The sequence below is a fragment of the Arthrobacter sp. MW3 TE3886 genome (genome assembly GCF_041262145.1).
Taxonomy (GTDB): Bacteria; Actinomycetota; Actinomycetes; order Actinomycetales; family Micrococcaceae; genus Arthrobacter.
Genome location: NZ_JBGCAN010000001.1, coordinates 4,397,883 through 4,424,418 on the forward strand (window position 1 = coordinate 4,397,883; position 26,536 = coordinate 4,424,418).

The following is a 26,536-nucleotide window of genomic DNA, read 5'->3' on the forward strand; positions in this document are numbered from 1 at the left end:
GGGGGCCTCCTGGGGTTGCTACGTGCCGGCGCTAATACTCGGTCCGGGACTCGAGCGAGTTCCAGGCGGTGAAGGGATCCAGGGCCGCGGGGGCTTGCGGGCCGGTCAGTTCCAGCCTGCCCACCGGCATGAGCAGGTCGCGCTGATCGTTTTCGAAGTATTCGTAGAAGACGGCGTCATCGAATCCCGCGGACGCGGCATCGTGCCTGTCCGCGGCGAACACCACGCGTGACACCCGCGCCCACAGCGCGGACGCCAGGCACATGGGGCACGGCTCGCAGCTGCAGTAGAGTGTGGCTCCGCTGAGCTCGAAGGTGCCAAGTTCGCTGCAGGCCCGCCGGATCGCCGTGACCTCGGCGTGGGCCGTGGGATCGTTGGCGGCGGTGACACGGTTGGCGCCTTCGAACGCCTGCCCGTCCGCGGTGACCACCACGGCGCCGAACGGCCCGCCGCCGTTCAGGACGTTGGCCATGGCCAACTCGATGGATCTCGCCAGGAACTTCTGGGCCGTATCGGTTGTCGTCATGCTGCCACTCCCTGCCTGCGGAAGCCGGTACACCGTAGCGGGAGCGCAAGTGCCGGATGCGACGGTGACTGTCTTCAGCATGTGCCTTGAAGGTTGCGCCTGGTAGATAGCGTCCCGGGTACGGGCCGCCCGCCGTTGGCAAGATTGAGAGTAGCACCGGGGCCTCCGCACGGCGCGCCCTATTGGGTGGATGCCTCATTTTCGTGATGTGAAATCTCCATTTCCGGGTCTTCACGCCAACTCCGGGCCATCCCGGCCACCCTCGATTTTTCGAAAAGTGATGTACACCAAGCCGGGGTCCGGCTACGCTTGGTCCCACTTCGTGGCCCGGAAATCGTGGCCCGGCCACGTAACCTGGGAGCAGCAGGCAGGGTCGTAATGAGCTGGCATCAACTGATGTCGGCTCTTTTTTGTGGACGGACGGAACAAGAAACGCGCGGGAAACGGCGCTTAATTTCTATGTGGGACTGTGGTGCCGCATACCTGAAGTTGGGAATCAGACCATGAGCAACAAGATCGTCCTCGGCCAAAACCAGTACGGAAAAGCCGAAGTCCGGGTCGTCAAGATCACCAGGGATACCCGCCGCCATGAGATCGAAGACCTGAACGTCACCTCGCAGCTGCGCGGCGACTTCGCGGCGGCCCACCTCGACGGCGACAACAGCCACGTGGTGGCCACAGACACCCAAAAGAACACGATCTACGCGTTCGCCCGGGACGGCATCGGCTCCCCGGAAGCCTTGCTGCTCCGGCTCGGCAAGCACTTCACCTCGAACTTCGACTGGGTCACCGGCGGCCGCTGGGCGGCCGAGGCCTACAAATGGGACCGGATCCAGGCCCACGGGTCCGGGCACCACCACTCCTTCGTCCGCAACGGCCAGGAGGTCCGCACCGCTGTCCTTGTCCGCGACGGCGGTACCGAGCACCTCATCGCCGGGCTGAAGGACCTCACCGTGCTGAAGACAACCCAGTCCGGGTTCAGCGGCTTCCCGCGGGACAAGTACACCACCCTGGCGGAAACGGCCGACCGCATCCTCGCCACGGACGTCTCGGCCCGCTGGCGTTTCAGGACCGGCACCAACTTTGGCGCCTTCGACTTCAACAAAAGCTACGAGGAAGTCAAGGCCCTGCTGCTGGAGGCTTTCAGCGAAAAGTACTCCCACGCCCTGCAGCAGACCCTCTTCGACATGGGCGCCAAAGTCCTGGCAGTCCACCCCGAGATCGACGAGATCAAGTTCTCCATGCCCAACAAGCACCACTTCCTCGTTGACCTCTCGCTCTTCGGCCTCGACAACCCCAACGAGGTCTTCTTTGCCGCCGACCGCCCCTACGGCCTCATTGAGGCCACGGTCCAGCGTGAAGACACCAGCCCCGCCGACATCGCCTGGCACGGGATCGCCGGCTTCTGCTAATGCCACGCGCCGCCGGGACCGCCGACGTCGGCGGTGCCTAGGAGTAGTGTGAGCGGCCAAAGAGAAGTGTGAGCGGCCCAGGAAGGACCAGAAATGACTCTCGTCGTCACCGATCCCCACCCCGTCGACCGGGCCGGAGAAATCCTTACCCCGGAGGCTCTCGCCTTCGTCGAAGAACTCCACCTCCGCTTTGCCGGAACCCGCGCGGAGCTGCTCAAGGCCCGCGCCCGCAAGCGCGAGCACGTGGCCCTGACCGGCCGCCTGGACTTCCTGCCGGAGACCGCGGAGATCCGCGACGCCGACTGGAGCGTGGCTCCGGCGCCTGCGGCCCTGCAGGACCGCCGGGTCGAAATGACCGGGCCGGCCGCCCCGGCCAAAATGGCCGTCAATGCGCTGAACTCCGGCGCGAAGGTGTGGCTCGCCGACCTCGAGGACGCCAGCACGCCCACCTGGTCCAACGTGGTCGAATCGATCCTCAACCTCCGGGACGCCGCCGACGGCACGCTGAAATACACCTCGCCCGAAGGTAAGGAATACGCGCTGCGCACCGACGCCCCGCTCGCGGTCGTGGTGGCCCGGCCACGCGGCTGGCACATGGGCGAACGGCACCTGCTGATCGGCGGGGACCACACCATCGGCGCCCTGGTGGACTTCGGCCTGCACTTCTTCCACACCGCCAAGCGGCTCGTGGCAAACGGCCACGGACCCTACTACTACCTGCCCAAGATGGAGAGCCACCTCGAGGCCCGGCTGTGGAACGAGATCTTCGTCTTCGCCCAGGACTACGTCGGCATTCCGCAGGGCACCATCCGCGCCACCGTCCTGATCGAGACCATACCGGCAGCCTTCGAAATGGACGAGATCCTCTTCGAACTCCGCGACCACGCCTCCGGCCTGAACGCCGGCCGCTGGGACTACCTGTTCAGCATCATCAAGTACTTCCGCGATGCCGGTGCGAGCTTCGTGCTGCCCGACCGCGCCACCATCGCCATGACCGCACCGTTCATGCGGGCCTACACCGAGCTCCTGGTCAAGACCTGCCACCGGCGCGGCGCCTTTGCCATGGGCGGCATGGCAGCGGTGATCCCCAACCGGCGTGAACCCGACGTGACCGCCCAGGCCTTCGAGAAGGTGCGCGCAGACAAGACCCGCGAGGCGAACGACGGCTTCGACGGATCCTGGGTGGCGCACCCGGACCTGGTGCCGGTCTGCCGCGAGGTGTTCGACGCCGTCCTGGGCGGGCGGCCCAACCAGCTGGACAGACAGCGCCCGGAGGTCAGCGTCACCCCCGAGCAGCTCCTGGACATCCGTTCCGCCCAGGGCCAGGTGACTGAGGCCGGCCTGCGGCTGAACCTCTACGTGGCCGTCGCGTACACCGCCGTCTGGATCTCCGGCAACGGTGCCGTCGCCATCCACAACCTGATGGAGGACGCCGCGACGGCGGAAATCTCGCGGTCCCAGGTCTGGCAACAGATCCGCAACCGTTCGGTGCTGGCCGACACCGGCCGGACCGTCACCCGGGAGCTGGTGTCCGCCCTCCTGGCCGAGGAGACCGAGAAACTCCGGGCCGAGGTGGGCGAGGACGCTTTCGCGAAGCACTACCTGCCTGCCAGCAAGCTCATCGGCGGCCTCTGCCTGTCCGAGGACTACACCGACTTCCTCACCACGCCGGCGTACGAGCTGGTGGACTGAAAGCATGGCAGCCTCCTCCGCCAGCGCGGGGCAGCATCCACGGAGCCAACCACCGGGCCGTTCACCAAGCCATTCAACGGGCCAGGGTCCGGTGACGCCGGCCCTCTCGGCGTCGGACCTCGCCCGGATCGATGCGCGGCTCGCGGACACCGACCGGCTGCTGGAGCGTGGCTACCCGGGCGACGACGGCTCCCGCCAGCCCGTGCACACCGTCTACGTACCGGCCGACCGTTTCAGCCCGGACTTCACCGCGGACTGGGGCGCCCAGGCCCTGGCCGCGGTCGAGGCCCGGGGCGGGCTGGAACAGCTCGGCATCCTGCTCGGCCAGGACCCCGGGCTGGCCGCCGCCGTCGCGCCCCGGGTCCAGGCCAAGCTCTCGCACGAGCCGATCGAGGACCTCCGGCTGGACTTTGAGGACGGCTTCGGGGACCGGGGCGACGACGCCGAGGACGGCGCCGCTGTTGCCGCGGCGGCCGCCGTGGCCGCCGCCGTCGCCGCCGGCACCGCGCCGCCGTTCATCGGGATCCGCTTCAAGTGCTTCGAGGCCGCCACCCGCGCGCGGGGCCTGCGGACCCTGGATCTTTTCGTGTCGCAGCTGGCCGCGGCCGGCGAACTCCCGGACGGGCTCATCCTCACCCTGCCCAAGGTCACCACGGTGGCGCAGGTGGAGGCCATGGCCTTCGCCGTGTCCCGCCTCGAGGAAGTCCACGCGCTTCCCGCCGGCAGGCTCCGCTTCGAGGTGCAGGTGGAAACGCCGCAGCTGATCCTGGGTCCGGACGGAACCTCGCCGGTGGCGCGCTTGCCGCACGCGGTGCCCGGCAGGATCAGCGGGCTGCACTACGGCACCTACGACTACTCGGCATCGCTGCAGATCTCCGCCGAATACCAGTCCATGGAACATCCCGTGGCGGACTTCGCCAAAGAAGTCATGCAGCTTGCCGCGGCAGGCACCGGGATCCGGCTCTCCGACGGCTCCACCAACATCCTCCCGGTGGGAGGGAACGTGGAACAGGCCTGGCAGCTCCACGGCCGGCTGGTCCGCCGCTCGCTGGAACGCGGCTACTACCAGGGCTGGGACCTCCACCCCGCCCAGCTGCCCAGCCGGTTCGCCGCGACCTACGCCTTCTACCGGCAAGGGCTCCCCGCCGCCGCTGCCCGGCTCCGCGATTACGTGGAACAAACCGCCGGCGGCGTTCTGGATGAACCCGCCACCGCCCGCGCCCTGGCGGCCTTCCTGCTGCGCGGCGTCCAGTGCGGCGCCGTCGGTGCCGACGAAGTCCTGGCGCTGGCCGGCGTCGGGCTCCCCCAACTCAGCGCCCTGGCCCGGCCTCGGCTGGCCGCCACCTCCACCCCCGCAGCCAAAGGAACGCACCCATGAGCAAGTACTTCTACCCTGAGGGCGGGCTTCCGCCGCAGACCCAGCTCCTGACCGACCGGGCCGTGGTCAAGGAGGCCTACACGGTCATCCCGAAGGGCGCGCTCCGGGACATCGTCACGAGCAGACTGCCCGGCTGGACCAACACCCGCGCCTGGATCATTGCCCGGCCCATCGCCGGTTTCGCCACGACGTTTGCGCAGCTGATTGTCGAGGTGGGGCCCGGCGGCGGCGCGGAAAAGCCCGAGCCGGAGGCCGGCGTCGAAGGCGTCATCTTCCTGACCAAAGGCGCCCTGGCACTGACCCTAGAGGGGGAAGTCCACAAACTCGGAGAGGGCGGCTACGCGTACCTCGCCGCGGGGGCCCAATGGTCCGTGGCGAACGAGTCCGGGGAGATCGCCAGCTTCCAGTGGATCCGGAAGGCCTACGAGCCGCTGCCCGGCTACACGGCTAAATCCTTCGTGACCCGCGACCAGGACGTCGAACCGCGGGCCATGCCCGGCACCGACGGCGCCTGGGCCACCACCCGCTTCGTGGACCCGGAGGACCTCGCCCACGACATGCACGTCAACATCGTCACCTTCCGGCCCGGCGCCTCCATCCCCTTCGCGGAAACCCATGTCATGGAACACGGGCTCTTCGTCCTGGAAGGCAAGGCCGTCTACCGGCTCAATGACGACTGGGTGGAGGTGGAGGCCGGCGACTTCATGTGGCTGCGCGCCTTCTGCCCACAGGCCTGCTACGCCGGCGGTCCGGGCAATTTCCGGTACCTGCTGTACAAGGACGTCAACCGCCAGATCCGCCTGACCTGAGACCGAAGCCGGGAGCACTTGTGGCACGGGCGATCCTTGCTAGCCTGATGCTGTGAGGTACGAATCCCTGTGGATCGGAATGCTCCTTGGCGCGGCCCTCGGCTACGCCATCGGGGTCACCACCGTCGACAAGCCGTTCACTGGCTTGCTGATCGGCGTGGCGCTCGGCGCGCTCGTGGGCCTGGCGGCCCGGAAGGACCCCAGGAAACGGTAGGGATGCCCTCCGCCGGGAGCCCAGCAGCCCAGCCCCGCCCCGGCGCACCACCCCTTGGCTCGCCAACCACCGGGATCCAGCTCCCGCCCTCACCGGAAGAAACCCGCAATGACGTACACCGTGAACTGCTCCATCCTCCTGACGGAGCTCCCCCTCCTGGAACGCCCGGCCGCGGCGAAGGCCGCCGGTTTTGACGCCGTCGAATTCTGGTGGCCCTTCGAGGCCTCCGTCCCCACCGACGCCGAGGTTTCCCGGTTTGAGAACGCCATCGCCGACGCCGGCGTGCACCTCACGGGCCTGAACTTCAACGCGGGCGACATGCCCGGCGGCGACCGCGGCCTGGTCTCCTGGCCGGCACGCTCCGCCGAATTCCGGGACAACATCGACGTCGTCGCCGGGATCGGTGAACGCCTCGGCTGCAAGGCCTTCAACGCCCTCTACGGCAACCGCATAGACGGAGAATCCGCGCAGAGGCAGGACGCCATTGGCGCCGAGAACCTCGCGACGGCGGCTGCCGGCGTCGCCAGTATCGGCGGCACGGTGCTCCTGGAATCGGTCAGCGGCGCACCACGCTACCCGCTGCTCAAGGCCCAGGACGCCTTCGACGTCATCGCCCGGGTCAGGCGGGAGTCCGGCGCGGAGAACATCAAGTTCCTCGCCGACTTCTACCACCTGGCCGTGAACGGCGAGGACGTCGCCGCCGTCATCGAAAAGCACGCCGGGGACTTCGGCCACATCCAGATCGCCGACAACCCCGGCCGCGGGGCCCCGGGAACCGGGCAGCTTCCGCTCGGCGAATGGGTCGCCCGCAGCCGCGCCCTCGGCTACCAGGGCTACATCGGCCTGGAATACAAAGAACCGGCGGAGATGGCGTTCAGCTGGGCCGGCCGTGCCTGAAGACACCTACGACGTCGTCTTCCGCGGCCGGCAGGTGCTGACCACCGCCGGCGTCGCCGCGCGGGAGATCGGCATCCAGGGCGGCGTGATTGCCGCGATCGAGCCGCTGGGCACCGGCCTGTCCGGCCGTGAAGTCATCGCCCTCGGCGGCGACGAAACCCTCCTGCCGGGCCTGGTGGACACCCACGTGCACGTCAACGAGCCCGGCCGCACCGAGTGGGAGGGCTTCGCGTCCGCCACCCGGGCAGCAGCGGCCGGCGGCGTCACCACGATCATCGACATGCCGCTGAACAGCATCCCGCCCACCACCACGGTGGCCGCCCTGAAACTCAAGCGCGAGGTGGCCGGGGGCCAGGTGTTCGTGGACGTCGGTTTCTGGGGCGGAGCCGTTCCGGGCAACAAGCATGAGCTGCGTCCGCTGCACGACGAGGGCGTCTTCGGCTTCAAGTGCTTCCTGCTGCACTCCGGTGTGGACGAGTTCCCGGACCTGGCAGCGGAGGAGATGGAAGAGGACATGGCCGAGCTCAAGTCCTTCGACTCGCTCATGATCGTCCACGCCGAGGACTCCCACACGATCGATCACGCGCCCCGACCGGGGGGCGACCGCTACGCCACGTTTCTGGCGTCCCGCCCGCGCGGGGCCGAGAACAAGGCCATCGCCGAGGTCATCGAACGGGCCCGCCGGACCGGCGCCCGCGCCCACATCGTGCACCTGTCATCTTCCGACGCGCTGCCCATGATCGCCGCCGCCAAGCGCGACGGCGTCCGCCTCACCGTGGAGACGTGCCCGCACTACCTGACGCTGACGGCCGAGGAAATCCCGGACGGCGCCACGGCCTACAAGTGTTGCCCGCCGATCCGCGAAGCCGCCAACCGCGAACTGCTGTGGGCCGGGCTCCTGGACGGCACCATCGACTGCATCGTCTCGGACCACTCCCCGTCCACCCTGGATTTGAAGGACCTGGAAAACGGGGACTTCGCCGTGGCCTGGGGCGGCGTCTCCTCCTTGCAGCTGGGCCTGTCGCTGATCTGGACCGAGGCCCGGCACCGCGGCATCGCGCTGGGGCAGGTTCTCTCGTGGATGGCGGCCAAGCCGGCCCAGCTCGCCGGCCTGCGCAACAAGGGCCAGCTGGCGCTGGGGTACGACGCCGACCTCTCCGTGTTTGCCCCGGACGAGGGGTACGTCGTGGACGCCTCCAAACTCCGGCACAAGAACCCCATCACCCCGTACGACGGGAAGGCGCTTTCCGGCGTCGTCCGGCAGACCTACCTCCGCGGCACCCTGATCGACGGCCGGACTCCGACCGGCCAGCTGATCCGCCGCGGCGTATGAGCCAAGTCCGCGCCTGCTCCGCGCGGCCTTCGGTTTTCTGCGCCGCTTCGGGACGAAGGCGCCGCGGATCCGCGGTGCGGCGGTCCGGTTCCGCCGCAGTCTTCGGATAACGCCGCGCTAGAAGAGGGCGACCGCCACGGCCTGCGTCAGCTGATGGATCACCTCGGTGCGTTCCGGGACGTCACCCAAGTCCTGGCCCTTGGTGTAGATGACCAGCGCGTACGCGGTGTTGCCCTGCGCGAGGACGGCAGCGTCGTGCAGTTCGTCGTCCAGGAGCCCGTACTTGTGAAAGACCGTGATCCCTTCCGGAACGGCGGCGGGAATGAGCGTTTCGTAGTTGGTGTCCTGCATGTATGACAACAACTGGGCGGTGTCCCCGGCCGTCAGGAGCGTCCCGGAGTAGACCCCCGCCAGGATCGTCGCCATTTCCGCCGGGGTCAGCGTATTGATTTCCGGGTCATAGCTCACGCCCAGCGATGCCGCGTACTCCGTCAGCTGCTCGTGGCCCACGGCATCCATGATCAGGGACCACGAGTCGTTGTCGCTCTGCTGGATCATCTCCCGGAGCTGGAAGCCGGCGGTGTAGTTCCCCAACGGGTCATCGAGGCTGGCCGCCCCGGTTTCGACCAGATGGTAGTAGGCCGCCGCGGCCAGCACTTTGGCGGTGCTCGCCGCCACGAACTCCTCCCGGACCCCGTATTCGTGGACGTCCGCGGAGCCGGAGTCCCGGGAGACGTCGACCAGCGCCACGCCGATCTGGTACTGGCTGTTGGCATCGAGAATGGCCTTGATGCGCGCATCCAGTGCCTCGTCCACCGTTCCGGGCGCCGGGGCGGATGCCGGGGCCGCCGCATCGAGACTGGCCGACGGCGACGCGCTGGCCTCCGCCGTCGTCGCGGCCGACGGGGCGGCCGACGCCGCCGTGAGATTCTCCGCCGTGAGATTCGCCGGCTGGAGATTCGCCGCCGTCGAGCGGGCTTCCGCTGAGGAATAGATGCCGGCGGCCAGCACGACCGCCAGTACTGCGGCACCGGCCGCCAGGGTCATGGCCCGGACCCGGCCCGGCGTTGGCTGCCGTCCGGTGGTGGCCGTGCGCCGGGATCCGAGTCGCCGCTGCCGTGGAGTTTGCTGTTCCATAATGGCTCCAAGCTAGCCACGGCAGCTATGCCCGAGCTATGAAAAAGCTGTCAGGCCGGCGGGTCCCCCAGGCCGCCGCGGACGGGTGCTGCCCGGGCCCAGGCGGCGGAATGCGGCGGAATACAGCCTCGGCACACGATGTTGTGCATCACAGACAGTTGTCCACTCCCCGAAGGAACATCATGAGCGCAAACATGACCGTCAAGCTTCAGCCCGGCACCCCAGCCCCGGATTTCACCCTGCCGGACGCCGAAGGCAACAAGGTTGCCTTGGCCGACTACCGCGGCAAGAACGTCATTGTGTACTTCTACCCGCAGGCGGCAACCCCCGGCTGCACCACGGAGGCCTGCGACTTCCGCGACAATCTCGCGTCCCTGCAGGGCTCCGGCTACGAGGTCCTGGGCATCTCCCCCGACGCCCCCGAGGCCCTGGCCCATTTCACCGGCGACTTCGCCCTGACCTTCCCGCTCCTGGCCGACGAGGACCACGCGGTGGCCCTCGCCTACGGCGCGTGGGGCGAGAAGCTGATCCATGGCGAGGTCACGGAGGGCATCGTCCGCTCCACCGTGGTGCTGGACCCTGAGGGCAAGGTGAAGCTGGCACAGTACCAGGTCAAGGCCCAGGGCCACGTGGCGTCGCTGAAGGAAGCACTGGGCGTCTAACGGCGTACTCCCTCCGCAGCGTCGCCGCGGCGTTTTCGCGGCGGTCGCGGCGGTTTCGGACCGGTTTCGGACCGCCGCGGCGGAATCGGACAGATGCAGCGCGGATCCGCGGCGCGCGGGTCCCATAGCTGCGCGCCGGTCCGAAACCGCCGCGGAATAGTTCTCCACATCCGCCCCGCCCATGGTTGTCCGGCCCCGGCAACGCGGGCCACCATGGGGCATGGACCTACCCCCACTGATTCTCAGCAGCGACCTCGCGCGCCTCGGCCAGGACGCGCGGGGCCTTGCACGGCAGGCGAAGTCCGGACAGCTCCGGCGCATCAGGCAGGGCGTCTACGTCCGGGCGCAGGAGTGGGAAGCGCTGCCGCCGTGGGACAGGTATCCGGTCCTCATCCGGGCGGCGGCTTCCACGCTGCGGAGCCGGACCGTCTTCTGCCGCCAGTCCTCCGCTGTGCTGTGGGACATGCCGGTGCTCGGACACCGCCATCTGGTGCACGCCTGCACGTCCGACGGCGGCGGCGGGCGCTCGCGCGCCGGGGTCCGCCGGCATCTCGTCGATTTGGGCTCGGCGCGGATCGAGGAACGTCACGGGCTCCTGGTCACGGGCCGGGTCCGGACAGCACTGGACCTGGCCGCCTTCGAATCGTTTGAGCAGGGGGTCACAGTATTCGACCATGTCCTGGGGCCGCGGTCGGACAACCTGGCACCGCTCAGCCGCGGGGAACTCGAAGCCGGCATCGGCGGCAACTACACGGCAGCCGCGGCCCGGCGGATCCGGACCGCCCTGCAGTTTGCTGATCCTGCGTCCGGCTCCGCCGGAGAGTCCGAACACGGCGCCGCGGTCCGAAAACGCCGCGAAAACAGTCCGGGCCCGCCCGCCTGGCTACACCTTGGTCCCCGCCACCACGGTAGCGGTGGACCGGAGCCGGATCGCGCCGTCGTGCTCGTAGCGGCCCAGCAGCGCGAACACATCCGAGCGGATCAGGGCCCGCGAGTCCGCGTCCGCCTTGGCCAGCCCCATCGCCACGGTGGTCGCGATGTCCGTCATGAACTCCCAATAGCTCTCCGGGGATTCGTGCACCAGGTCGGTGCTGACCTGGTGCTCGGCCACCTCCGCCAGGCCGGCCTCCTTGAACATGCGGGTCATGAACCCGGTTGGTGCGCAGCGGAACAGCCCGGGAGTCTCCGCGGGCGGAATGGGCAGTTCCCGGTGCCGGGCAATCGTGCCCAGGATCAGGCTGGCCCAGGGGTTTGCCGCCGCGCGTCCCCAGACGACGGCGCCCACCCGGGCGCCCGGCCTGGCGGTGCGCGCCATCTCTGCCATGGCCGCGGACATCACCGGGAAGAACATCAACCCGAAGTGGCTATAGACGGCGTCGAACGTTTTGTCGCGGAACGGCAGGGCGGCCGAATCGCACACTTGAAAGTCCAGGTTGTTCAGGCGCCGGGCCGCTGCCTTCTCTTCGGCCACGCGGAGCATCCCGGCCGAAATGTCAGTCAGGACCACGCGGCCATCCGGCACCTGCGCGGCCACGTTGAGGCCAGGCTCCCCCGTGCCTGCCGCGACGTCCAGCACCTCTGAGTCGGGGCGGAGACGGAGCTCCTTGAGGAGGGCGTCGCCGAACGGGGCCTGCCAGCCGAGCAGTTCAGCGTCCCATTTCTTCCAGCCCGACGAGAACTCATCCCAGAGCAAGCGCTGCTCCTCACGAATACGGTCGGCTGAGGCTAACATTGGCGGTTCCTTAGCTGGTCTGTACCTAGCCCTAGTCTGCTCCGGGAAGCGGTCCCCGGCAATGAGTCGAAGGGCAGTAGGCTTAACGGCATGTCTCCCCACGAAACCCCCGGCACAGCAGGCAACGACCCCCAGCGGGAACCGGCCCCGGGCAGTGTTCAGGGCAGTGCCCAGGGCAGCGTTCCGGAGCGCCGCGAGGTCACCGTCCGGCGGGCGCCGAAATATGTGCCCTTCCTGATCCTGGGCGGGCTCCTGGGCGTGGCCGTCGCGGCCATAATCGCCTACGCCCTTCCCGGTGACGCGAGCTTCGACCGCTCCTCGGTCTTCGGCTTCTTCATGATTCTCTGCGCGGCCGGCGGCGTCATCCTGGGTGCCGCGACCGCCCTGGTTCTGGACCGGCGGAGCGTCCGCCGCGCCGAGCACGCCGTCGTCGAATCCGCACCGGACGCGGACGACGACGCGGACGATGACGGGAACCGCGCCTGAGGGCGTCAGGTCATAAACCGGCCACCGGAAAAGTCTTAGCGCACATCGTGAGATAATCGACCAGTGGCACGCGGCGATGGAAAACTTTCTCATGATCTTCTCCCAGGCGAAAAAGGCCCTCAGGACGCATGCGGCGTCTTCGGGGTCTGGGCACCCGGTGAAGAAGTAGCAAAACTCACCTACTACGGGCTGTATGCATTGCAGCACCGCGGTCAGGAGTCGGCTGGCATAGCAACCAGCGACGGCAAGCGGATCAACGTCTACAAGGACATGGGGCTCGTTTCCCAGGTCTTCGACGAGACCACGCTGAACACCCTGACCGGGCACCTGGCCGTCGGCCACTGCCGCTATTCCACTACTGGCGCCAGCCACTGGGCCAACGCCCAGCCCACCCTGGGCGCGACCGCCACGGGGACCGTGGCCCTGGCCCACAACGGCAACCTGACCAACACGGCCGAGCTCAAGGCGATGATCGAGGACCGCAACGGCGGAAACCTCAGCGGCGAGATGAAGCAGGGCAACACCTCGGACACCGCCCTGGTGACCGCGCTCCTGGAGGGCGAAGAGGGCAAGTCCCTGGAGCAGACGGCCATGGAGCTGCTGCCCAAGATCAAGGGCGGCTTCTGCTTCGTCTTCATGGATGAGGGCACCCTCTACGCGGCCCGGGACACCTACGGGATCCGCCCGCTGTGCCTGGGCCGGCTCGAACGCGGCTGGGTGGTTGCCTCCGAGCAGTCCGCCCTCGCCACCGTCGGCGCCAGTTTCATCCGCGAAATCGAACCCGGCGAGTTCATCGCGATCGACGAGGACGGCGTCCGTTCGCAGCGCTTCGCCGAGGCGACGCCGGCCGGCTGTGTGTTCGAATACGTCTACCTCGCCCGCCCGGACGCCTCCATTGCGGGCCGCTCGGTGTACGAATCCCGCGTGGAAATGGGCCGCCAGCTGGCCCGCGAAAACACCCAGGAAGCGGACATCGTCATCCCGGTGCCGGAATCCGGCACTCCCGCGGCGGTGGGCTACGCCGAAGAATCCGGTATCCCGTTCGCGCACGGCTTCGTCAAGAACTCGTACGTGGGCCGCACGTTCATCCAGCCCTCGCAGACACTGCGCCAGCTCGGCATCCGGCTCAAGCTGAACGCCCTCGAATCCGTGATCCGCGGCAAGCGTGTTGTGGTGGTGGATGACTCGATCGTCCGCGGCAACACCCAGCGCGCCATCGTGCGGATGCTCCGGGAAGCGGGCGCCGCGAGCGTCCACATCAAGATTTCCTCCCCGCCGGTCAAGTGGCCCTGCTTCTACGGCATCGACTTCGCCTCCCGGGCGGAACTGATCGCCAACGGCGCCACCATCGATGAAATTACCCAGGCCATCGGCGCCGACTCGCTCGCCTACATTTCCGAAGACGGCATGATCGACGCCACCCGGCAGCCGCGCGAGCGTCTCTGCACGGCATGCTTCACCGGCAAGTACCCGATCGAGCTGCCCGGCGCGGACAAGCTCGGCAAGAACCTGCTTGAGCGCACCGACCTCGGCGGCCTCGCGCCCGCCGCCGGCGCGGCCGCGTCCGCGGCGCCCTCCGGCGCATCTGATTCCGCAGCAGCGCCCTCCGGCGCGTCTGGTTCCGCGGCGGCGTCCGACGCCGAACCCGGCACCTCCATCGCCGACGATCCGGCCGAGAAGGCCGGCGCCACCGGCTGCGATCCGGGGCCGGACTCCGAATTCGAAGAACTGCTCACCGATGCCGACCGCGTCAACACAGCCGACAAGAAAGAGCCAGTATGACTTCCGCCTCCCCGGCCGCTGACATGAACGCCGCCCAGAACGCCGGCATCACCTACGCCTCCGCCGGCGTCGACGTCGAAGCGGGAGACCGCGCCGTCGAACTCATGAAGGACGCCGTCAAGGCAACCCACAACGCCTCGGTGATCGGCGGCGTCGGCGGGTTCGCGGGCCTCTACGACGTCTCCCGGCTGCTGACCTACAAGCGCCCGCTGCTGGCCACCTCCACCGACGGCGTCGGCACCAAGGTGGCAATCGCCCAGGCCATGGACATCCACGACACCATCGGCTACGACCTCGTCGGCATGGTGGTGGACGACATCGTCGTCGTGGGCGCCGAGCCCCTGTACATGACCGACTACATCGCCTGCGGCAAGGTTGTCCCGGAGCGCATCGCCGACATCGTCCGCGGCATCGCGGCCGCCTGCTCGGTCGCCGGCACCGCCCTGGTGGGCGGCGAAACCGCCGAACACCCCGGCCTGCTCGGTGAACACGAGTACGACGTCGCCGGCGCCGCCACCGGCGTGGTAGAGGCCGAGGCGCTGCTCGGCCCGGACCGGGTCCGCGCCGGCGACGTGGTGATCGGCATGGCCTCCTCCGGCCTGCATTCCAACGGCTACTCCCTGGTCCGCCGCGTCATCAACCACGCCGGCTGGGCCCTGGACCGCCAGGTCTCCGAGCTCGGCCGCACCCTGGGCGAGGAGCTCCTCGAGCCCACCCGCGTCTACGCCGCGGACTGCCTGGACCTCGCCCGCACCTTCCCCGTGAACGGCTCCGCGGGCGGCAAGGCCGTCCACGGCTTCAGCCACGTGACCGGCGGCGGCCTCGCCGCCAACCTCGCCCGCGTCCTCCCGCAGGGCCTGCTGGCCACCGTGGACCGCTCCACCTGGGAACTCCCGGCCATCTTCAAGCTGGTTTCCGAACTCGGCAACGTCCCGCTGGCCGACCTCGAGCGCACCCTGAACCTGGGCGTGGGCATGGTCGCCATTGTTTCGCCGGAGGCTGCCGACGCCGCCGTGAACCGGCTCAACGACCGCGGCCTGCCGTCCTGGATCATGGGCACCGTCGAGCAGAACTCGGATGCGGTCCTCAAGACCGGCCCGGACTACGTCCAGGGCGCCAAGGGCGTCGACGGCGGCGCTGTCCGGCTGGTCAACGCCTACGCCTAAACGGGCCCGACCCGCCGTCGAGTGCTCCGTAACCGCCGTTTTGAACGCTTAAAACGGCAGTTGGGGAGCACTCGATGGGTTTAAGCCGCGGCCCTAGACCTCCAGCAGGCTGAAGACGCCGCCCTGCGGGTCCTTGAGGGTGGCGATGGTGCCTGCTTCCTCGACCTCGTCCGGTTCGATCAGCACGACGCCGCCCGCGGCCACCGCAGCTTGCACCGCCGCCGCGACGTCGGAGACACCGAAGTAGACCTGCCATCCCGGCTCGAGGGTGTCCTGCGCGTCGCCGGGGACCCGGGCGATGCCGGCCACCTCGGTGCCGCCCACCATGAGCGTGGTGTAGGTGCCGCCGTCGTCCTGGGGGTATTCGGTCACGTCGTGCCCGAAAAGCTGTTGGAAGAAGCCGACGGCGGCCTGCGGCTCGGGGGTGAGCAGCTCAGCCCATGCCAGGGTGCCCACCTCCTGGCTCCGGCCGGCTCCGACGTGGCTGCCGGCCTGCCAGGCACCGGTGGTTCCGCCGCCGGGCGGGGCGAAGAAGACCATCACGCCGGTGTCACCGATCTCCTCGGGGCCGAATTCAAGGCGCCCGGGGGAATGGGCCAGTTCGGCGGCCAGGTTCCGGGCGTCGTCGACCGCGAAGTACACGTTCCACCGGCCCGGTTCGGCCGCGGCTTCCTGCTGGGGGTTCTGCGGCGCGAGCACGGTAACCAGGTCGTCGCCCAGGAAGGCTTTCGCGTAGCTGCGTCCGTCCGGGGTGGGCAGGTCTTCATACCGCCAGCCGAAAACCCCCGCGTAAAAGGCCTTCGCCGCCTCCACGTCACGGGTCTGGAGGTCCGTCCAGCAGAGCTCGCCCTCGGCAAATCCTTTGCGCATGGTCATGGCAGTCCTTCCGGGCATCGGTGGCACCTCCGGGAAAATCCGGCACGAACAACGTAGCCCGCCGCCCCGCCGGTGACAACTGCGCCGGCATCTCCGCGGCGAAGCAGGGCCAGGCGGCCGGCTGCGGAAAGGGAACGCTGCGGGCACAAGAAAGGCCGCCGGTCACACTTGTTACAGGTGTGGCCGGCGGCCCGAAAATCTTTGGCTGGCACCGCGGTGCCGGAAGGATCCCCCGGAGAGAACTACCGGAAGGAAGCGTCGACTAACCTATGCGACGGGAATCAACCTCGTCGTCGTCGTCTTCCACATCGTCCGCGTACTTATCCACATACGCTGAATAATCCGGTTCGACCGGGTCATCCGCGAAGTGGCTCGTGGCACGACTTCCCGGGCCCGTGAGCTCGCGCTGAAGGGCCGAATAGTCAGTGTTCGGGGAGTAGTACTTGATGTCCCGAGCCTGCTTGGTAGCTTTTGCCTTTTGACGGCCGCGCCCCATGGCGTGACCCCCTTTTGTACTTGGACCGGAGGTGGTCACCTTTTGGCGATCGGTGAGGCCCCGGAATGTTTGGTCAATTTGTCGTACACCTAGATTACATGCTTTCGGCGCCAACTGCTCGCCGGCCCGCCCCCTGTGGACAGTGTGGCGCGTCCCGCAACGGTGGCCGAAGCCACCGGCGCATGCGCGGTGCCGCGCATCTTCGATAGAGTTTCGTGATGTGCGCCCAGAAAAGGGCCGCTGCGCCGGGCCTCCAGCCCCGGCAAAGACGCACGGAAGTGGTGAATTTCTCAGTGACTGAAGAGAATCCAAGGAACGACGCCGGGTCCATCCCGCCGCCGCCCTCGAGGCCGCCGACGTCCGCCCTGCCCGTCATTACAGCCGATCCTGCGCGGCGCACGAATCCCCCGGCGGGACCCGCAGCGGCTAAACGCGCGCGCCCGGCGCTTGCCGGGACCACGTTCGCCGGCACCCAGAAAGCGCTCTCACGCACGAGGAAAGCTCTCTCACGGCGGGCACGCCCCTTGGTCCGCCGGATCCGCCGGCAGGGGCCGAAGCGGCTCGCCGCGGCCGCGGCCGTCCTGGTGGTGCTGGCGCTGCTGGTCTGGTGGGCTGTGACCGCATTTGCCGGCAGCGGCCAGGCCTCCGCGGAAAACGACAGCCCGGCCCCCGCAGCTTCGGCGGCGTCCGCCCCGGCCAGCCGCGGAGCGTTGCCGCTGGAAGGCGTCAGCCCCCTGGACTTCCAGTTGCGGGACTGCTTCCAGGACTTCGACCCGGATGCGCAACAGTCCACGGTCGTGGATTGCGCCACCGGCCACTCGGCGCAGCTGGTTGCCGTGGAAAAATACGGGTCAAATGACTCGTACCCCGGCCGGGACCAGCTCAAGCAGAAAGCACGCGATGCCTGCAAGACGGCTCCGCTCACGCCTAAGGCCGGCGACTACGACCTGAGCTACAAGCTGGCCTATCCGAGCCCGCGCAGCTGGGACATGGGCGACCGACGGGTCGACTGCTACGCCGTGACGAACACCGGAAACGTCATCAAAGAGTCCCTGCTGCCCTAGTCTTGCCCGGCTAAGTGCACTGGCAAGGTGTGCGGCTTTGGCCCACCGGCAGGGTGCTCAGTGCCACCGGCAGCCGGGACGGGACCCGGGCTGCCGGTGGCACTGAGCGCACCCGGTCCGGCGGCTACTCCTTGCGCCTGACTGAGAGCCCGCTGCCGGTGGACGCGGCGCCGTCGCGCCGGTCCGTGGCCTCGGGGCCGCCCATGGTGAGTTCCATCAGGTTCGGCGCGGTGTCCACCACAACCGTGTCACCGTCGGAGATCTCGCCGGCCAGGATGGCCCGTGCCAGCCGGTCGCCGATCTCGCTTTGCACCAGCCGGCGCAGCGGACGCGCGCCGTACGCGGGATCGAAGCCCGTGACGGCAAGCCAGGCGCGGGCGCCCTCGGTCACCTCGAGATTGAGCCGGCGGCCCTTGAGCCGCTCGCCCAGCTCCTTGACCTGCAGCTCCACGATCCGGGACAGCTCCTCCACGCTCAGCGGGTCGAACAGCACCACCTCATCGAGCCGGTTCAGGAACTCCGGCTTGAAGGAGGCATGCACGGTCGCCATGACGGCATCCTTCTTGGCGGCGGCATCAAGATTGGGGTCCACCAGGAACTGGCTGCCCAGGTTCGAGGTGAGCACCAGGATCACGTTTCGGAAGTCCACGGTGCGGCCCTGACCGTCGGTGAGGCGGCCGTCGTCGAGCACCTGCAGGAGGATGTCGAAGACCTCCGGGTGGGCCTTTTCCACTTCATCGAGCAGCAGCACCGAGTACGGGCGCCGGCGGACGGCCTCGGTCAGCTGGCCGCCCTCCTCATAGCCGACGTACCCGGGAGGCGCCCCGACAAGGCGGGCCACGGAATGCTTCTCCGAGTATTCGGACATGTCGATCCGCACCATCGCGCGCTCGTCGTCGAACAGGAAGTCGGCAAGGGACTTCGCGAGCTCGGTCTTGCCGACGCCGGTGGGGCCGAGGAACAGGAAGGAGCCGGTGGGCCGGTTGGGGTCGCTGATCCCGGCGCGGGCGCGGCGCACGGCGTCGGAGACCGCGGCAACGGCCTTGGTCTGGCCGATCAGCCGCTCCCCCAGGACGTGTTCCATGTTCAGCAGCTTCTGGCTTTCGCCCTGCAGCATGCGTCCCGCCGGGATGCCGGTCCAGGCCGAAATCACCTCGGCGATGTCGTCCGCGGTGACCTCGTCGGCCACCATCTGCCCGGATTTGTCGGACACGGCCGCTTCGGCCTCGGCGGCGGCTTTGAGTTCACGCTCCAGGGCCGGGATCTCGCCATAGAGGATTCTGGACGCCGTCTCGAGGTCGCCCTCGCGCTCGGCCTTTTCCTCCGTGGACCGCAGCTCGTCGAGCTTGGCGCGCAGGTCTCCCGCCCGGTTCAGGCCGGCCTTTTCGGCCTCCCAGCGGGCGTTCAGGGCCGCGAGCTCTTCCTTCTTGTCCGCCATGTCCGCGCGCAGGGCCGCAAGCCGTTCCACGGAGGCGGGATCGGCCTCGCCGGCCAAGGCCAGTTCCTCCATGGTCAGCCGGTCCACCTGGCGGCGCAGCTGGTCGATCTCCTCCGGCGCGGAGTCGATCTCCATCCGCAACCTCGACGCGGCCTCGTCCACAAGGTCGATCGCCTTGTCCGGCAGCTGCCGGCCCGAGATGTAGCGGTTGGAGAGGGTGGCGGCAGCCACGAGGGCGGAATCGGAGATGGAGACCTTGTGGTGGGCCTCGTAGCGTTCCTTGAGGCCGCGCAGAATGCCGATGGTGTCCTCCACGCTCGGCTCGCCGACGTAGACCTGCTGGAACCGACGCTCCAGGGCCGGGTCCTTTTCGATGTTCTCGCGGTACTCATCCAGCGTGGTCGCACCGATCAGCCGCAGCTCGCCGCGGGCCAGCATGGGCTTGAGCATGTTGCCGGCGTCCATGGAGCTGTCGCCGGTGGCGCCCGCCCCGACCACGGTGTGGAGCTCGTCGATGAACGTGACGATCTGCCCCTCGGAGCCCTTGATTTCCTCCAGGACGGCCTTGAGCCGCTCCTCGAATTCACCGCGGTACTTTGCCCCGGCCACCATCGAGGCGAGGTCCAGGGCAATCAGGGTCTTGCCGCGCAGGCTCTCGGGGACGTCGCCCGCCACGATCCGCTGGGCAAGTCCTTCGACGACGGCGGTCTTGCCGACGCCGGGTTCGCCGATGATCACGGGGTTGTTCTTGGTCCGGCGGCTCAGCACCTGGATGATGCGGCGGATCTCGGCGTCGCGGCCAATCACCGGGTCCAGCTTGCCCGAGCGGGCGACCGCGGTGAGGTCGGTGCCGTACTTCTCCAGCGCCTGGAACGTGTTTTCGGGGTCGGCATTGTCCACCTTGCGGTCGCCGCGGACACCCGGCAGGGCGGCGAGCAGCGCCTCGTGCGAGGCCCCGGAGTCGCGCATCAGCTTGCCGACGGCGTCGCTTCCGGACGCGAGCCCCAGCAGCAGGTGCTCGGTGGAGACGAAGGAATCGCCAAGCCGCTCGGCCTCGTTCTGTGCGTTCTTGATGGCCTGCAGGGCGGTGCGGGACAACTGCGGCTGCTGCACGGAGCTGCCGGAAGTGGACGGAAGGGCCTTGATGGCACTGCTGGCCTGGACGCTGACGGAATCAGGGTCCGTCCCGGTGGCGCGGAGGAGCGCGACGGCGACACCCTCGCGCTGGTCCATGAGCGCCTTGAGCAGGTGAGCGGGCTCGAGCTGCGGATTGCCCGCGGTCGAGGCGTTCATGGCCGCCGCAGCGAGGGCCTCCTGGCTCTTGGTGGTGAATTTGGCGTCCAACGAGGGCTCCTTCCGGAATGGTCTTGATGTCAAAGTTGAGTCTACATCGCTCAACTTTAATATGAGGGAGGCTGGCTCCATGTTTGCCGACAGCGAAACGCCTGTCTAGAGGCCGACCGCCCGCACCCTCGGGCACCCCCCTGCGGGACATGCCCTCCCCTGCGCCCGAGGAGTGGACATAATGCCACTATGCCCAGCGCCCGGGACCAAGACTGGACATGTCCCCTCGGCCCGGACTCGAACAATGAGCATGCCCCTTCGGTTCGAGGCCATCAATGAGCATGCCCCGCGCCCTGGCCCATGCCCAGGCCCAAGGCTGGACATGTCCCGCGGCCCGAGGCGTCAGCAATGAGCATGTCCGGCGGACATCAGCCCGCGCGGCCCGCGTGAATGACTTAACGTTGCTTAACGATCGGCGGGCTCCTTACTGTAACTGGGGTCACAGCAAAACGAACCGACGCGAAGGAGGGCCGGTCATGCACGAACACGCCACAAGCGCCACCGTGGACGGCCCCGTGCCGCCGGTTTCGGCCGCCGCCGTGGCCCGGGCCGCAGGGGTCTCCTCGGCTGCGGTCTCCTACGTCCTCAACGGCAAGGGCGGCGTCTCGCCGGAGACCCGGCGCCACATCATCCACGTGGCGAACGAGCTCGGCTTCAGGCCCCGTAAGCCGTCGCAGTCAACCGACCCGCAGCGGACCCGGGTCATCGGGCTGATCCTGCCGAACATCATCAATCCGATGTTTCCACGCTGGGCGCAGGGGGTCATTACGGCCGCGGCGGAGTCCGGCTACGAAGTGTTCGTCGCCACCACCCAGGACGATCCGGAGGTGCTCGCCCAGGTCACCTCGACGCTCGCGCACCGCAACGTTGATGGCATCATCCTGGCCGCCTCACTCCGGGACGACGCCACCGCGCTCCGCACCCTGAGGGCGGCCCGGATCCCCTACGTGTGCCTGTCCCGCCGGGCAGACTTCCTCGATTCGGATTTCGTCGGGATCGACGACGACGCCGCAGCCACCACGCTGATGCAGCACATGCTCAGCCACGGCTTCACGGAAATCGCCACCGTGATCGGCCCCCGGTTCTCAACGGCCTCCCTGGCCCGCGAGCAGGCGTTTGTCCGCACCGCCGCCGCGGCGGGCATCACGATCAGCGGCGACCGGAAGATCAGCACCAGGGTCAACAATGAGGGCGGCCGGCTGGCGGCGGAGCGGCTCTTCTCCGCCGGAACGCCGCCGCAGGCCGTGGTGTGCGGCAGCGACGAGCTTGCCATCGGCGTCATGGAATACGCCTTGTCCCGCGGCCTGCGCATCCCGGACGACGTCGCCGTCGCCGGCTGTGACGGGCTGCCGCACAGCCGCTCCGGGCTGATCAACCTGACCAGCATTGTCCAACCGCAGCAGGAAATGGCCAACGAGGCGTTCGCCATGCTGCTCAAACGCATCGATTCCCCGTCCGCCACCTACACCTCGAAAGTGTGCCGGCACCGCCTGCATGTCGGGCGGACGTGCGGCTGCACGCCCCCGGACAGCTGAGGCCAGGCGCCCCACGCACGCCGGCCCGTCCGCGGCCGGCCCTACACATCCCCGAGACCCTGACGAGCCATGCGCCGCGCGCCCCGCCGCGCCCGATTACCTCCCGTTTGCCGTTTTCCGCATGCCCGACCTGACCACCTATCCCGCCAACGAGCCAAGGACCCCGCCCCATGTCAGTTGTATCCGCAACAAAGAAGATGCGCACACCGCAGGAAATCAACGGCGTGATCTTACGCCGCGTCATGCCGCTGCTGATCGGCGCCTACATCATGGCCTTCCTGGACCGCACCAACATCGGTATGGCCAAGGACCGGCTGGAGATCGATCTCGGCATCTCGGCCACCGCGTACGGCATCGGCGCCGGGCTGTTCTTCCTGACCTACGCCCTGTCCGAAATCCCGTCCAACCTGATCATGCACAAGGTCGGCGCCCGGTTCTGGATCATGCGGATCATGATCACCTGGGGCATCATCTCCGCCGGCATGGCCTTCGTCCAGGGCGAATGGTCCTTCTACATCATGCGGATGCTGCTCGGCGTGGCCGAGGCCGGACTCTTCCCGGGCGTCATGTACTTCCTGACGCAGTGGTTCGTGGTCAAGGACCGCGCCAAGGCCAACGGAATGTTCCTGCTCGGCGTCTCCATCGCCAACATTGTCGGGGCCCCGCTGGGCGGGCTGCTGCTGACCCTTGACGGGCTCGGCGGCCTGCACGGCTGGCAGTGGATGTTCCTCGTCGAAGGGCTTCCGGCCTGCGTCCTCGCCTACGTCGTCTGGAAGAAGCTCCCGGACCGCCCCAGCATGGCGACGTTCCTCACCGCCGAGGAAGCCGCCGATCTCGAGGCCCGCATCGCCGCCGAGGAGACCGCCGGCGCCGCGGCCTCCGGCAACCACCGGCTCCGGGATGTCCTGAAGGACAAGCAGATTCTCCTCGTCGTCGGCGTCTACTTCACCCACCAGATCGCCGTCTACGCCCTGTCCTACTTCCTGCCCTCTATCATCGGCACCTACGGCAAGCTCAGCCCGCTCCAGATTGGCCTGCTGACGGCCATCCCCTGGATCTTCTCCGCCGCCGGCGCCCTGCTGGTCCCCCGCTTCGCCACCGACGGCCGCCGTTCCCGGATGCTGGTCACCGGCACCATGACCGGGATCGTCGCCGGCTTCGCCCTCGGCGCCGTCGGCGGGCCGCTGCTGGGCATGATCGGCTTCTGCCTCGCCGCCTTCAATTTCTTCGCCCTGCAGCCGATCCTCTTCACCTACCCGGCCACCCGCCTCAGCGGCGCCGCCCTCGCCGGCGGCATCGCCTTCGTCAACACCATCGGACTCTGCGGCGGCTTCCTGGGCCCCTACGTCATGGGCTTCATGCAGGACGCCACCGGCTCCAAGCTCTCCGGCCTGTGGTTCATCGTGGGCATGTGCGTCATCGGCGCGCTGCTGTCCCTGCTGCTCAAGCGCGGCGCGGAGAAGCCCGCGCTTGTCCCGGCCGCCCACTGACCCACTGCTCCCACCGCCCGTTCCGAATGCGCCCCCGCCGCGCATTCGGAACGGGTCCGCACGCCAGCCCACTGCAAGGACTACTCATGGATTTCACCGCCAAGCGCGTTCTCGTCACCGCCGGAGCCAACGGCATCGGCCTGGCCATCGCCAGCAAGTTCCGGGAACTCGGCGCCACCGTCTTCGTCACCGACATCGACCCCGACGCCGTCGACAAGGCCCGCGTCAACGGGCTCCTCGCCGCGGTCAGCGACGTCTCGGACGAGGGCCAGGTCCGCGAACTCATGGACACCGTCCGGGACGAAATGGGCGGCCTCGACGTCCTCGTCAACAACGCCGGCATCGCCGGGCCCACCGGGCCCCTGGAATCCCTCGACGCCGGGGCGTGGAAGGCAACCTTCGACGTCAACATCCATGGCCAGTTCTTCTGCATCAAGCACGCCCTGCCCCTGCTGCGCGCGGGCAGCGGCGCCTCTATCGTGAACCTGTCCTCGGCCGCCGGGCGGCTGGGCATGGCGGGCCGCAGCGCCTATTCGGCGTCGAAATGGGCCGTCGTCGGGCTGACCAAGACCCTCGCGATCGAACTCGGCCCGGACGGCATCCGCGTCAACGCCATCTGCCCCGGCGCCGTCAACGGCCCCCGCATCGACTCCGTCATCGCCGCCAAGGCCCGGATGCTGGCGCTGCCGGCCGACGAGGTGTCCGCGCTGTATCACAACCAGTCCTCGCTGGGCCGCCTGATCGAGGCCGAGGACATCGCGAACATGGCCGTCTTCGTGGCCAGCGACATGGCCCGCAACGTCAACGGCCAGGCTCTCGCCGTGGACGGCAACACCGAAAAACTCTACTGACCTGAACTGAACTGCCCGGGGATCCGGTCCGCCCCAAGCGGCCGCCGCGCCCCGCACTCACCCTGCCCCACCAAGGAGACATTCCCATGGCTGCTGCCCGCAAGGTCATCATCACCAGCGCCGTCACCGGCGCCATCCACACCCCGTCCATGTCCCCGCACCTGCCCGTCTCCCCCGACGAGATCGCCGACGCCGCGATCGGCGCCGCCGAGGCAGGCGCCGCGATCGTGCACATGCACGCCCGCGACCCCAAGGACGGCCGCCCCTCCCAGGACCCGGAGCACTTCGCCCCGATCCTGGACAAGCTCAAGCGCAACACCGACGCCGTCATCAACATCACCACGGGCGGCTCGCCGCACATGAGCGTCGAGGAGCGGATGCAGCCGGCGGCCCTGTTCAAACCGGAGCTTGCCTCACTCAACATGGGCTCGATGAACTTCGGGCTGTACCCGATGCTGGACCGCTTCACCGAGTTCGGCCACGACTGGGAGCGCGAAGGGCTCGAAAAGAGCCGCGACCTCGTCTTCAAGAACACCTTCCAGGACATCGAGACCATCCTGGGCATCGGCAACCAGAACGGCACCCGCTTCGAGTTCGAGTGCTACGACATCTCGCACCTGAACAACCTCGCGCACTTCCATGGCCGGGGCCTGGCCCGGGGCCCGCTGTTCGTGCAGTCGGTGTTCGGCCTGCTCGGCGGCATCGGCGCACACCCCGAGGACCTCATGCACATGCGCCGCACGGCGGACCGGCTGCTCGGCGAGCACTACGAGTGGTCCATCCTGGGCGCGGGCAAGAACCAGATGCCGCTCGCCACTATCGGCGCCGCCATGGGCTCCCACGTCCGGGTGGGCCTGGAGGATTCCCTGTGGATCGGTCCCGGCCAGCTCGCCGCGTCCAATGCCGAACAGGTCACCCGGATCCGCACCATCCTGGAAGCCCTCAACTTTGAGGTCGCCACCCCTGACGAGGCGCGGCAGATGCTGCAGCTCAAGGGCCGGGAAAACGTGGGGTTCTGAGCCGATGAGCATTCTGGTGGCCCCGGACAGTTTTAAGGGCACCTTCACGGCTGCCGAGGTGGCCGGGCACATCGCGGCCGGCATCCGGTCCGCCGGCGGGTCGGCCAGCGAGCTGCCCGTGGCCGACGGCGGCGAGGGCACCTTCGAGGCCCTGGCCCGCGGGCTGGACGCCCGGCCCGTCCGGGTCACCACGATCGGGCCTTGGGGCGAACCCGTCGACGCGGCGATCGGGCTGACCGCCGACGGGACCGCCGTCGTCGAACTGGCCGCCGCCAGCGGCCTGAACCTGCCCTCCGACGGCGGCCGGGACCCCGTCGCGGCCACCACGTACGGCACCGGCGTCCTGATTGCGGAGGCCGCCCGGCAAGGCGCACGCCGCATCGTGGTGGCGGCAGGGGGCTCGGCCACTACCGACGGCGGGGCCGGCGCCATCGCCGCGCTCGTGGAACACGGCGGGCTCCGCGGCGCCGAGCTGGTGATCCTGAGCGATGTCACGACGCGTTTTTCCGACGCCGCACGCGTGTTCGGGCCGCAGAAGGGTGCCGGGCCGGCCGCCGTCGAGCTGCTGACGCGCAGACTCGAGCTGCTCGCGGAATCGTTTGTCCGGGACTTCGGCCGGGATCCCCGCCTGGTGGACCGCACCGGGGCGGCCGGCGGCTTCTCCGGCGGAATGTGGGCCCGCTACGGCGCCCGCCTGGTGTCAGGGGCGGACTACGTCCTGGATTTGCTGGGCTTCGACGCGCAACTGGACGCCAGCAGCGCCGTGGTGGTCGGCGAGGGCCGGCTGGATTCCCAGACCGGCCAAGGGAAGATCATCGGTGCCATCCTGGCCCGCGCCGGCACCAAACCGGTGTACGCCGTGGTGGGATCGGTGGATCCGGACCTCGGCGACTTCGCAGAGGGCTTTGCCCGGATCATCGTGGCCGGCGATCCGGCAGCCATGCACGCGGCGGGGTCCGAACTGGCCCGAGCGGCTTCGGCGACTTGCCCTGCCGCTCCTGCCTACCCGTGAGGCCACGGGACATGCCCCTCGCTGCCACGTCTGACCACGGGACATGCCCTCCCCCGGGCCCGCACCAGTGGACATACTCACCTGGTACCTATCCACGGACTTGAAGACTGGACATGTCCCTCACTGCCGGACGCGACCACGGGACATGCCCTCCCCTGGCCCGGACTGTTGGCTAACAACTGGAC

General features: G+C 68.6%; 24 protein-coding genes. 17 read left to right on the top strand and 7 right to left on the bottom strand.

Annotated elements, in window-relative coordinates; genetic code table 11:
* Window positions 1–31: 31 nt before the first annotated feature.
* Complete coding sequence (locus tag ABH915_RS20090) at window positions 32–526, bottom strand: nucleoside deaminase (RefSeq protein WP_370124662.1); 495 nt, start codon at window positions 524–526, stop codon at window positions 32–34.
* A gap of 503 nt (window positions 527–1,029) precedes the next feature.
* On the opposite strand from ABH915_RS20090, the gene pucL reads away from it, so the two are divergent.
* From pucL to allB, 7 genes are all read left to right on the top strand, one after another.
* On the top strand, window positions 1,030–1,938 hold the full coding sequence (gene pucL, locus ABH915_RS20095; RefSeq protein ID WP_370124664.1) for a factor-independent urate hydroxylase: 909 nt from the start codon (window positions 1,030–1,032) through the stop codon (window positions 1,936–1,938).
* Window positions 1,939–2,031: 93 nt separating this feature from the next.
* Window positions 2,032–3,630, top strand: a complete 1,599-nt coding sequence (gene aceB / locus ABH915_RS20100) for a malate synthase A (protein WP_370124666.1) — start codon at window positions 2,032–2,034, stop codon at window positions 3,628–3,630.
* Between the two features lie 91 nt (window positions 3,631–3,721).
* On the top strand, window positions 3,722–5,008 hold the full coding sequence (locus tag ABH915_RS20105) for an aldolase (RefSeq protein WP_370124668.1): 1,287 nt from the start codon (window positions 3,722–3,724) through the stop codon (window positions 5,006–5,008).
* A complete protein-coding gene (locus ABH915_RS20110; protein ID WP_018774162.1) occupies window positions 5,005–5,817 on the top strand; it encodes a bifunctional allantoicase/(S)-ureidoglycine aminohydrolase in 813 nt (270 codons plus the stop codon). The genes ABH915_RS20105 and ABH915_RS20110 overlap by 4 nt, the downstream gene beginning before the upstream one ends.
* Window positions 5,818–5,869: 52 nt before the next feature.
* Window positions 5,870–6,031 carry a glycine zipper domain-containing protein gene (locus tag ABH915_RS20115; protein ID WP_155846840.1) on the top strand — a complete coding sequence of 54 codons (162 nt, stop codon included), beginning with the start codon at window positions 5,870–5,872 and terminating at the stop codon, window positions 6,029–6,031.
* Between the two features lie 108 nt (window positions 6,032–6,139).
* Window positions 6,140–6,928 (top strand): hydroxypyruvate isomerase family protein, encoded by a 789-nt coding sequence (locus ABH915_RS20120; protein WP_370124670.1) that lies wholly within the window; start codon window positions 6,140–6,142, stop codon window positions 6,926–6,928.
* A complete protein-coding gene (gene allB, locus ABH915_RS20125; protein ID WP_370124672.1) occupies window positions 6,921–8,261 on the top strand; it encodes an allantoinase AllB in 1,341 nt (446 codons plus the stop codon). Before ABH915_RS20120 ends, allB begins: the two co-directional genes overlap by 8 nt.
* Before the next feature lie 117 nt (window positions 8,262–8,378).
* Here allB and ABH915_RS20130 read toward each other — a convergent pair whose 3' ends face one another.
* Window positions 8,379–9,398, bottom strand: coding sequence for a serine hydrolase (locus ABH915_RS20130; RefSeq protein WP_370124674.1), 1,020 nt, complete (start codon window positions 9,396–9,398; stop codon window positions 8,379–8,381).
* A gap of 182 nt (window positions 9,399–9,580) precedes the next feature.
* Between ABH915_RS20130 and bcp the strand changes: the two genes are divergently transcribed.
* Window positions 9,581–10,060: a thioredoxin-dependent thiol peroxidase gene (gene bcp / locus ABH915_RS20135; protein ID WP_026538117.1), complete on the top strand. Its 480-nt coding sequence runs from the start codon at window positions 9,581–9,583 to the stop codon at window positions 10,058–10,060.
* A gap of 226 nt (window positions 10,061–10,286) precedes the next feature.
* Here the strand turns inward: bcp and ABH915_RS20140 are convergent, their stop codons facing one another.
* Together ABH915_RS20140 and ABH915_RS20145 are read right to left on the bottom strand one after the other, a co-directional pair.
* Window positions 10,287–10,892, bottom strand: coding sequence for a hypothetical protein (locus ABH915_RS20140; RefSeq protein ID WP_370124677.1), 606 nt, complete (start codon window positions 10,890–10,892; stop codon window positions 10,287–10,289).
* 51 nt (window positions 10,893–10,943) lie between these two features.
* Window positions 10,944–11,792, bottom strand: coding sequence for a class I SAM-dependent methyltransferase (locus tag ABH915_RS20145; RefSeq protein WP_370124679.1), 849 nt, complete (start codon window positions 11,790–11,792; stop codon window positions 10,944–10,946).
* Between the two features lie 90 nt (window positions 11,793–11,882).
* Here ABH915_RS20145 and ABH915_RS20150 point away from each other — a divergent pair, with 90 nt between their 5' ends.
* The 3 genes from ABH915_RS20150 (at window position 11,883) to purM (ending at window position 15,226) form a co-directional block, all read left to right on the top strand.
* Complete coding sequence (locus ABH915_RS20150; RefSeq protein WP_370124681.1) at window positions 11,883–12,278, top strand: hypothetical protein; 396 nt, start codon at window positions 11,883–11,885, stop codon at window positions 12,276–12,278.
* Between the two features lie 63 nt (window positions 12,279–12,341).
* The gene (gene purF, locus ABH915_RS20155) at window positions 12,342–14,060 is read left to right on the top strand and encodes an amidophosphoribosyltransferase (protein ID WP_370124683.1); all 1,719 of its coding nucleotides are present in this window, start codon (window positions 12,342–12,344) and stop codon (window positions 14,058–14,060) included.
* Window positions 14,057–15,226 (top strand): phosphoribosylformylglycinamidine cyclo-ligase, encoded by a 1,170-nt coding sequence (purM, locus tag ABH915_RS20160; protein WP_026538122.1) that lies wholly within the window; start codon window positions 14,057–14,059, stop codon window positions 15,224–15,226. Before purF ends, purM begins: the two co-directional genes overlap by 4 nt.
* A 93-nt stretch (window positions 15,227–15,319) precedes the next feature.
* On the opposite strand, the gene ABH915_RS20165 is transcribed toward purM, so the two are convergent.
* Together ABH915_RS20165 and ABH915_RS20170 are read right to left on the bottom strand one after the other, a co-directional pair.
* Window positions 15,320–16,102, bottom strand: coding sequence for a VOC family protein (locus tag ABH915_RS20165; protein WP_370124685.1), 783 nt, complete (start codon window positions 16,100–16,102; stop codon window positions 15,320–15,322).
* Between the two features lie 262 nt (window positions 16,103–16,364).
* The gene (locus tag ABH915_RS20170) at window positions 16,365–16,598 is read right to left on the bottom strand and encodes a DUF3073 domain-containing protein (RefSeq protein ID WP_018774150.1); all 234 of its coding nucleotides are present in this window, start codon (window positions 16,596–16,598) and stop codon (window positions 16,365–16,367) included.
* A gap of 293 nt (window positions 16,599–16,891) precedes the next feature.
* Between ABH915_RS20170 and ABH915_RS20175 the strand changes: the two genes are divergently transcribed.
* The gene (locus ABH915_RS20175) at window positions 16,892–17,662 is read left to right on the top strand and encodes a septum formation family protein (RefSeq protein WP_370124687.1); all 771 of its coding nucleotides are present in this window, start codon (window positions 16,892–16,894) and stop codon (window positions 17,660–17,662) included.
* A gap of 124 nt (window positions 17,663–17,786) precedes the next feature.
* On the opposite strand, the gene clpB is transcribed toward ABH915_RS20175, so the two are convergent.
* Window positions 17,787–20,444, bottom strand: coding sequence for an ATP-dependent chaperone ClpB (gene clpB / locus ABH915_RS20180; RefSeq protein WP_370124689.1), 2,658 nt, complete (start codon window positions 20,442–20,444; stop codon window positions 17,787–17,789).
* Between the two features lie 476 nt (window positions 20,445–20,920).
* On the opposite strand from clpB, the gene ABH915_RS20185 reads away from it, so the two are divergent.
* From ABH915_RS20185 to ABH915_RS20205, 5 genes are all read left to right on the top strand, one after another.
* Window positions 20,921–21,979 carry a LacI family DNA-binding transcriptional regulator gene (locus ABH915_RS20185; protein ID WP_370124691.1) on the top strand — a complete coding sequence of 353 codons (1,059 nt, stop codon included), beginning with the start codon at window positions 20,921–20,923 and terminating at the stop codon, window positions 21,977–21,979.
* Between the two features lie 170 nt (window positions 21,980–22,149).
* Complete coding sequence (locus ABH915_RS20190; RefSeq protein ID WP_026538127.1) at window positions 22,150–23,469, top strand: MFS transporter; 1,320 nt, start codon at window positions 22,150–22,152, stop codon at window positions 23,467–23,469.
* 86 nt (window positions 23,470–23,555) lie between these two features.
* Complete coding sequence (locus ABH915_RS20195; protein ID WP_018774145.1) at window positions 23,556–24,320, top strand: SDR family oxidoreductase; 765 nt, start codon at window positions 23,556–23,558, stop codon at window positions 24,318–24,320.
* 86 nt (window positions 24,321–24,406) lie between these two features.
* Window positions 24,407–25,339: a 3-keto-5-aminohexanoate cleavage protein gene (locus ABH915_RS20200; protein ID WP_018774144.1), complete on the top strand. Its 933-nt coding sequence runs from the start codon at window positions 24,407–24,409 to the stop codon at window positions 25,337–25,339.
* Window positions 25,340–25,343: 4 nt separating this feature from the next.
* A complete protein-coding gene (locus ABH915_RS20205; protein WP_370124694.1) occupies window positions 25,344–26,351 on the top strand; it encodes a glycerate kinase in 1,008 nt (335 codons plus the stop codon).
* Window positions 26,352–26,536: the final 185 nt, after the last annotated feature.

Bases quoted from the DNA above. Each gene is read 5' to 3' on its own strand.
- ABH915_RS20090 (WP_370124662.1), bottom strand. From the start codon at position 526: ATGACGACAACCGATACGGCCCAGAAGTTCCTGGCGAGATCCATCGAG.
- pucL (WP_370124664.1), top strand. From the start codon at position 1,030: ATGAGCAACAAGATCGTCCTCGGCCAAAACCAGTACGGAAAAGCCGAA.
- aceB (WP_370124666.1), top strand. From the start codon at position 2,032: ATGACTCTCGTCGTCACCGATCCCCACCCCGTCGACCGGGCCGGAGAA.
- ABH915_RS20110 (WP_018774162.1), top strand. From the start codon at position 5,005: ATGAGCAAGTACTTCTACCCTGAGGGCGGGCTTCCGCCGCAGACCCAG.
- ABH915_RS20120 (WP_370124670.1), top strand. From the start codon at position 6,140: ATGACGTACACCGTGAACTGCTCCATCCTCCTGACGGAGCTCCCCCTC.
- ABH915_RS20130 (WP_370124674.1), bottom strand. From the start codon at position 9,398: ATGGAACAGCAAACTCCACGGCAGCGGCGACTCGGATCCCGGCGCACG.
- bcp (WP_026538117.1), top strand. From the start codon at position 9,581: ATGAGCGCAAACATGACCGTCAAGCTTCAGCCCGGCACCCCAGCCCCG.
- ABH915_RS20145 (WP_370124679.1), bottom strand. From the start codon at position 11,792: ATGTTAGCCTCAGCCGACCGTATTCGTGAGGAGCAGCGCTTGCTCTGG.
- ABH915_RS20150 (WP_370124681.1), top strand. From the start codon at position 11,883: ATGTCTCCCCACGAAACCCCCGGCACAGCAGGCAACGACCCCCAGCGG.
- purM (WP_026538122.1), top strand. From the start codon at position 14,057: ATGACTTCCGCCTCCCCGGCCGCTGACATGAACGCCGCCCAGAACGCC.
- ABH915_RS20165 (WP_370124685.1), bottom strand. From the start codon at position 16,102: ATGACCATGCGCAAAGGATTTGCCGAGGGCGAGCTCTGCTGGACGGAC.
- ABH915_RS20170 (WP_018774150.1), bottom strand. From the start codon at position 16,598: ATGGGGCGCGGCCGTCAAAAGGCAAAAGCTACCAAGCAGGCTCGGGAC.
- ABH915_RS20185 (WP_370124691.1), top strand. From the start codon at position 20,921: ATGCACGAACACGCCACAAGCGCCACCGTGGACGGCCCCGTGCCGCCG.
- ABH915_RS20190 (WP_026538127.1), top strand. From the start codon at position 22,150: ATGTCAGTTGTATCCGCAACAAAGAAGATGCGCACACCGCAGGAAATC.
- ABH915_RS20195 (WP_018774145.1), top strand. From the start codon at position 23,556: ATGGATTTCACCGCCAAGCGCGTTCTCGTCACCGCCGGAGCCAACGGC.
- ABH915_RS20200 (WP_018774144.1), top strand. From the start codon at position 24,407: ATGGCTGCTGCCCGCAAGGTCATCATCACCAGCGCCGTCACCGGCGCC.
- ABH915_RS20205 (WP_370124694.1), top strand. From the start codon at position 25,344: ATGAGCATTCTGGTGGCCCCGGACAGTTTTAAGGGCACCTTCACGGCT.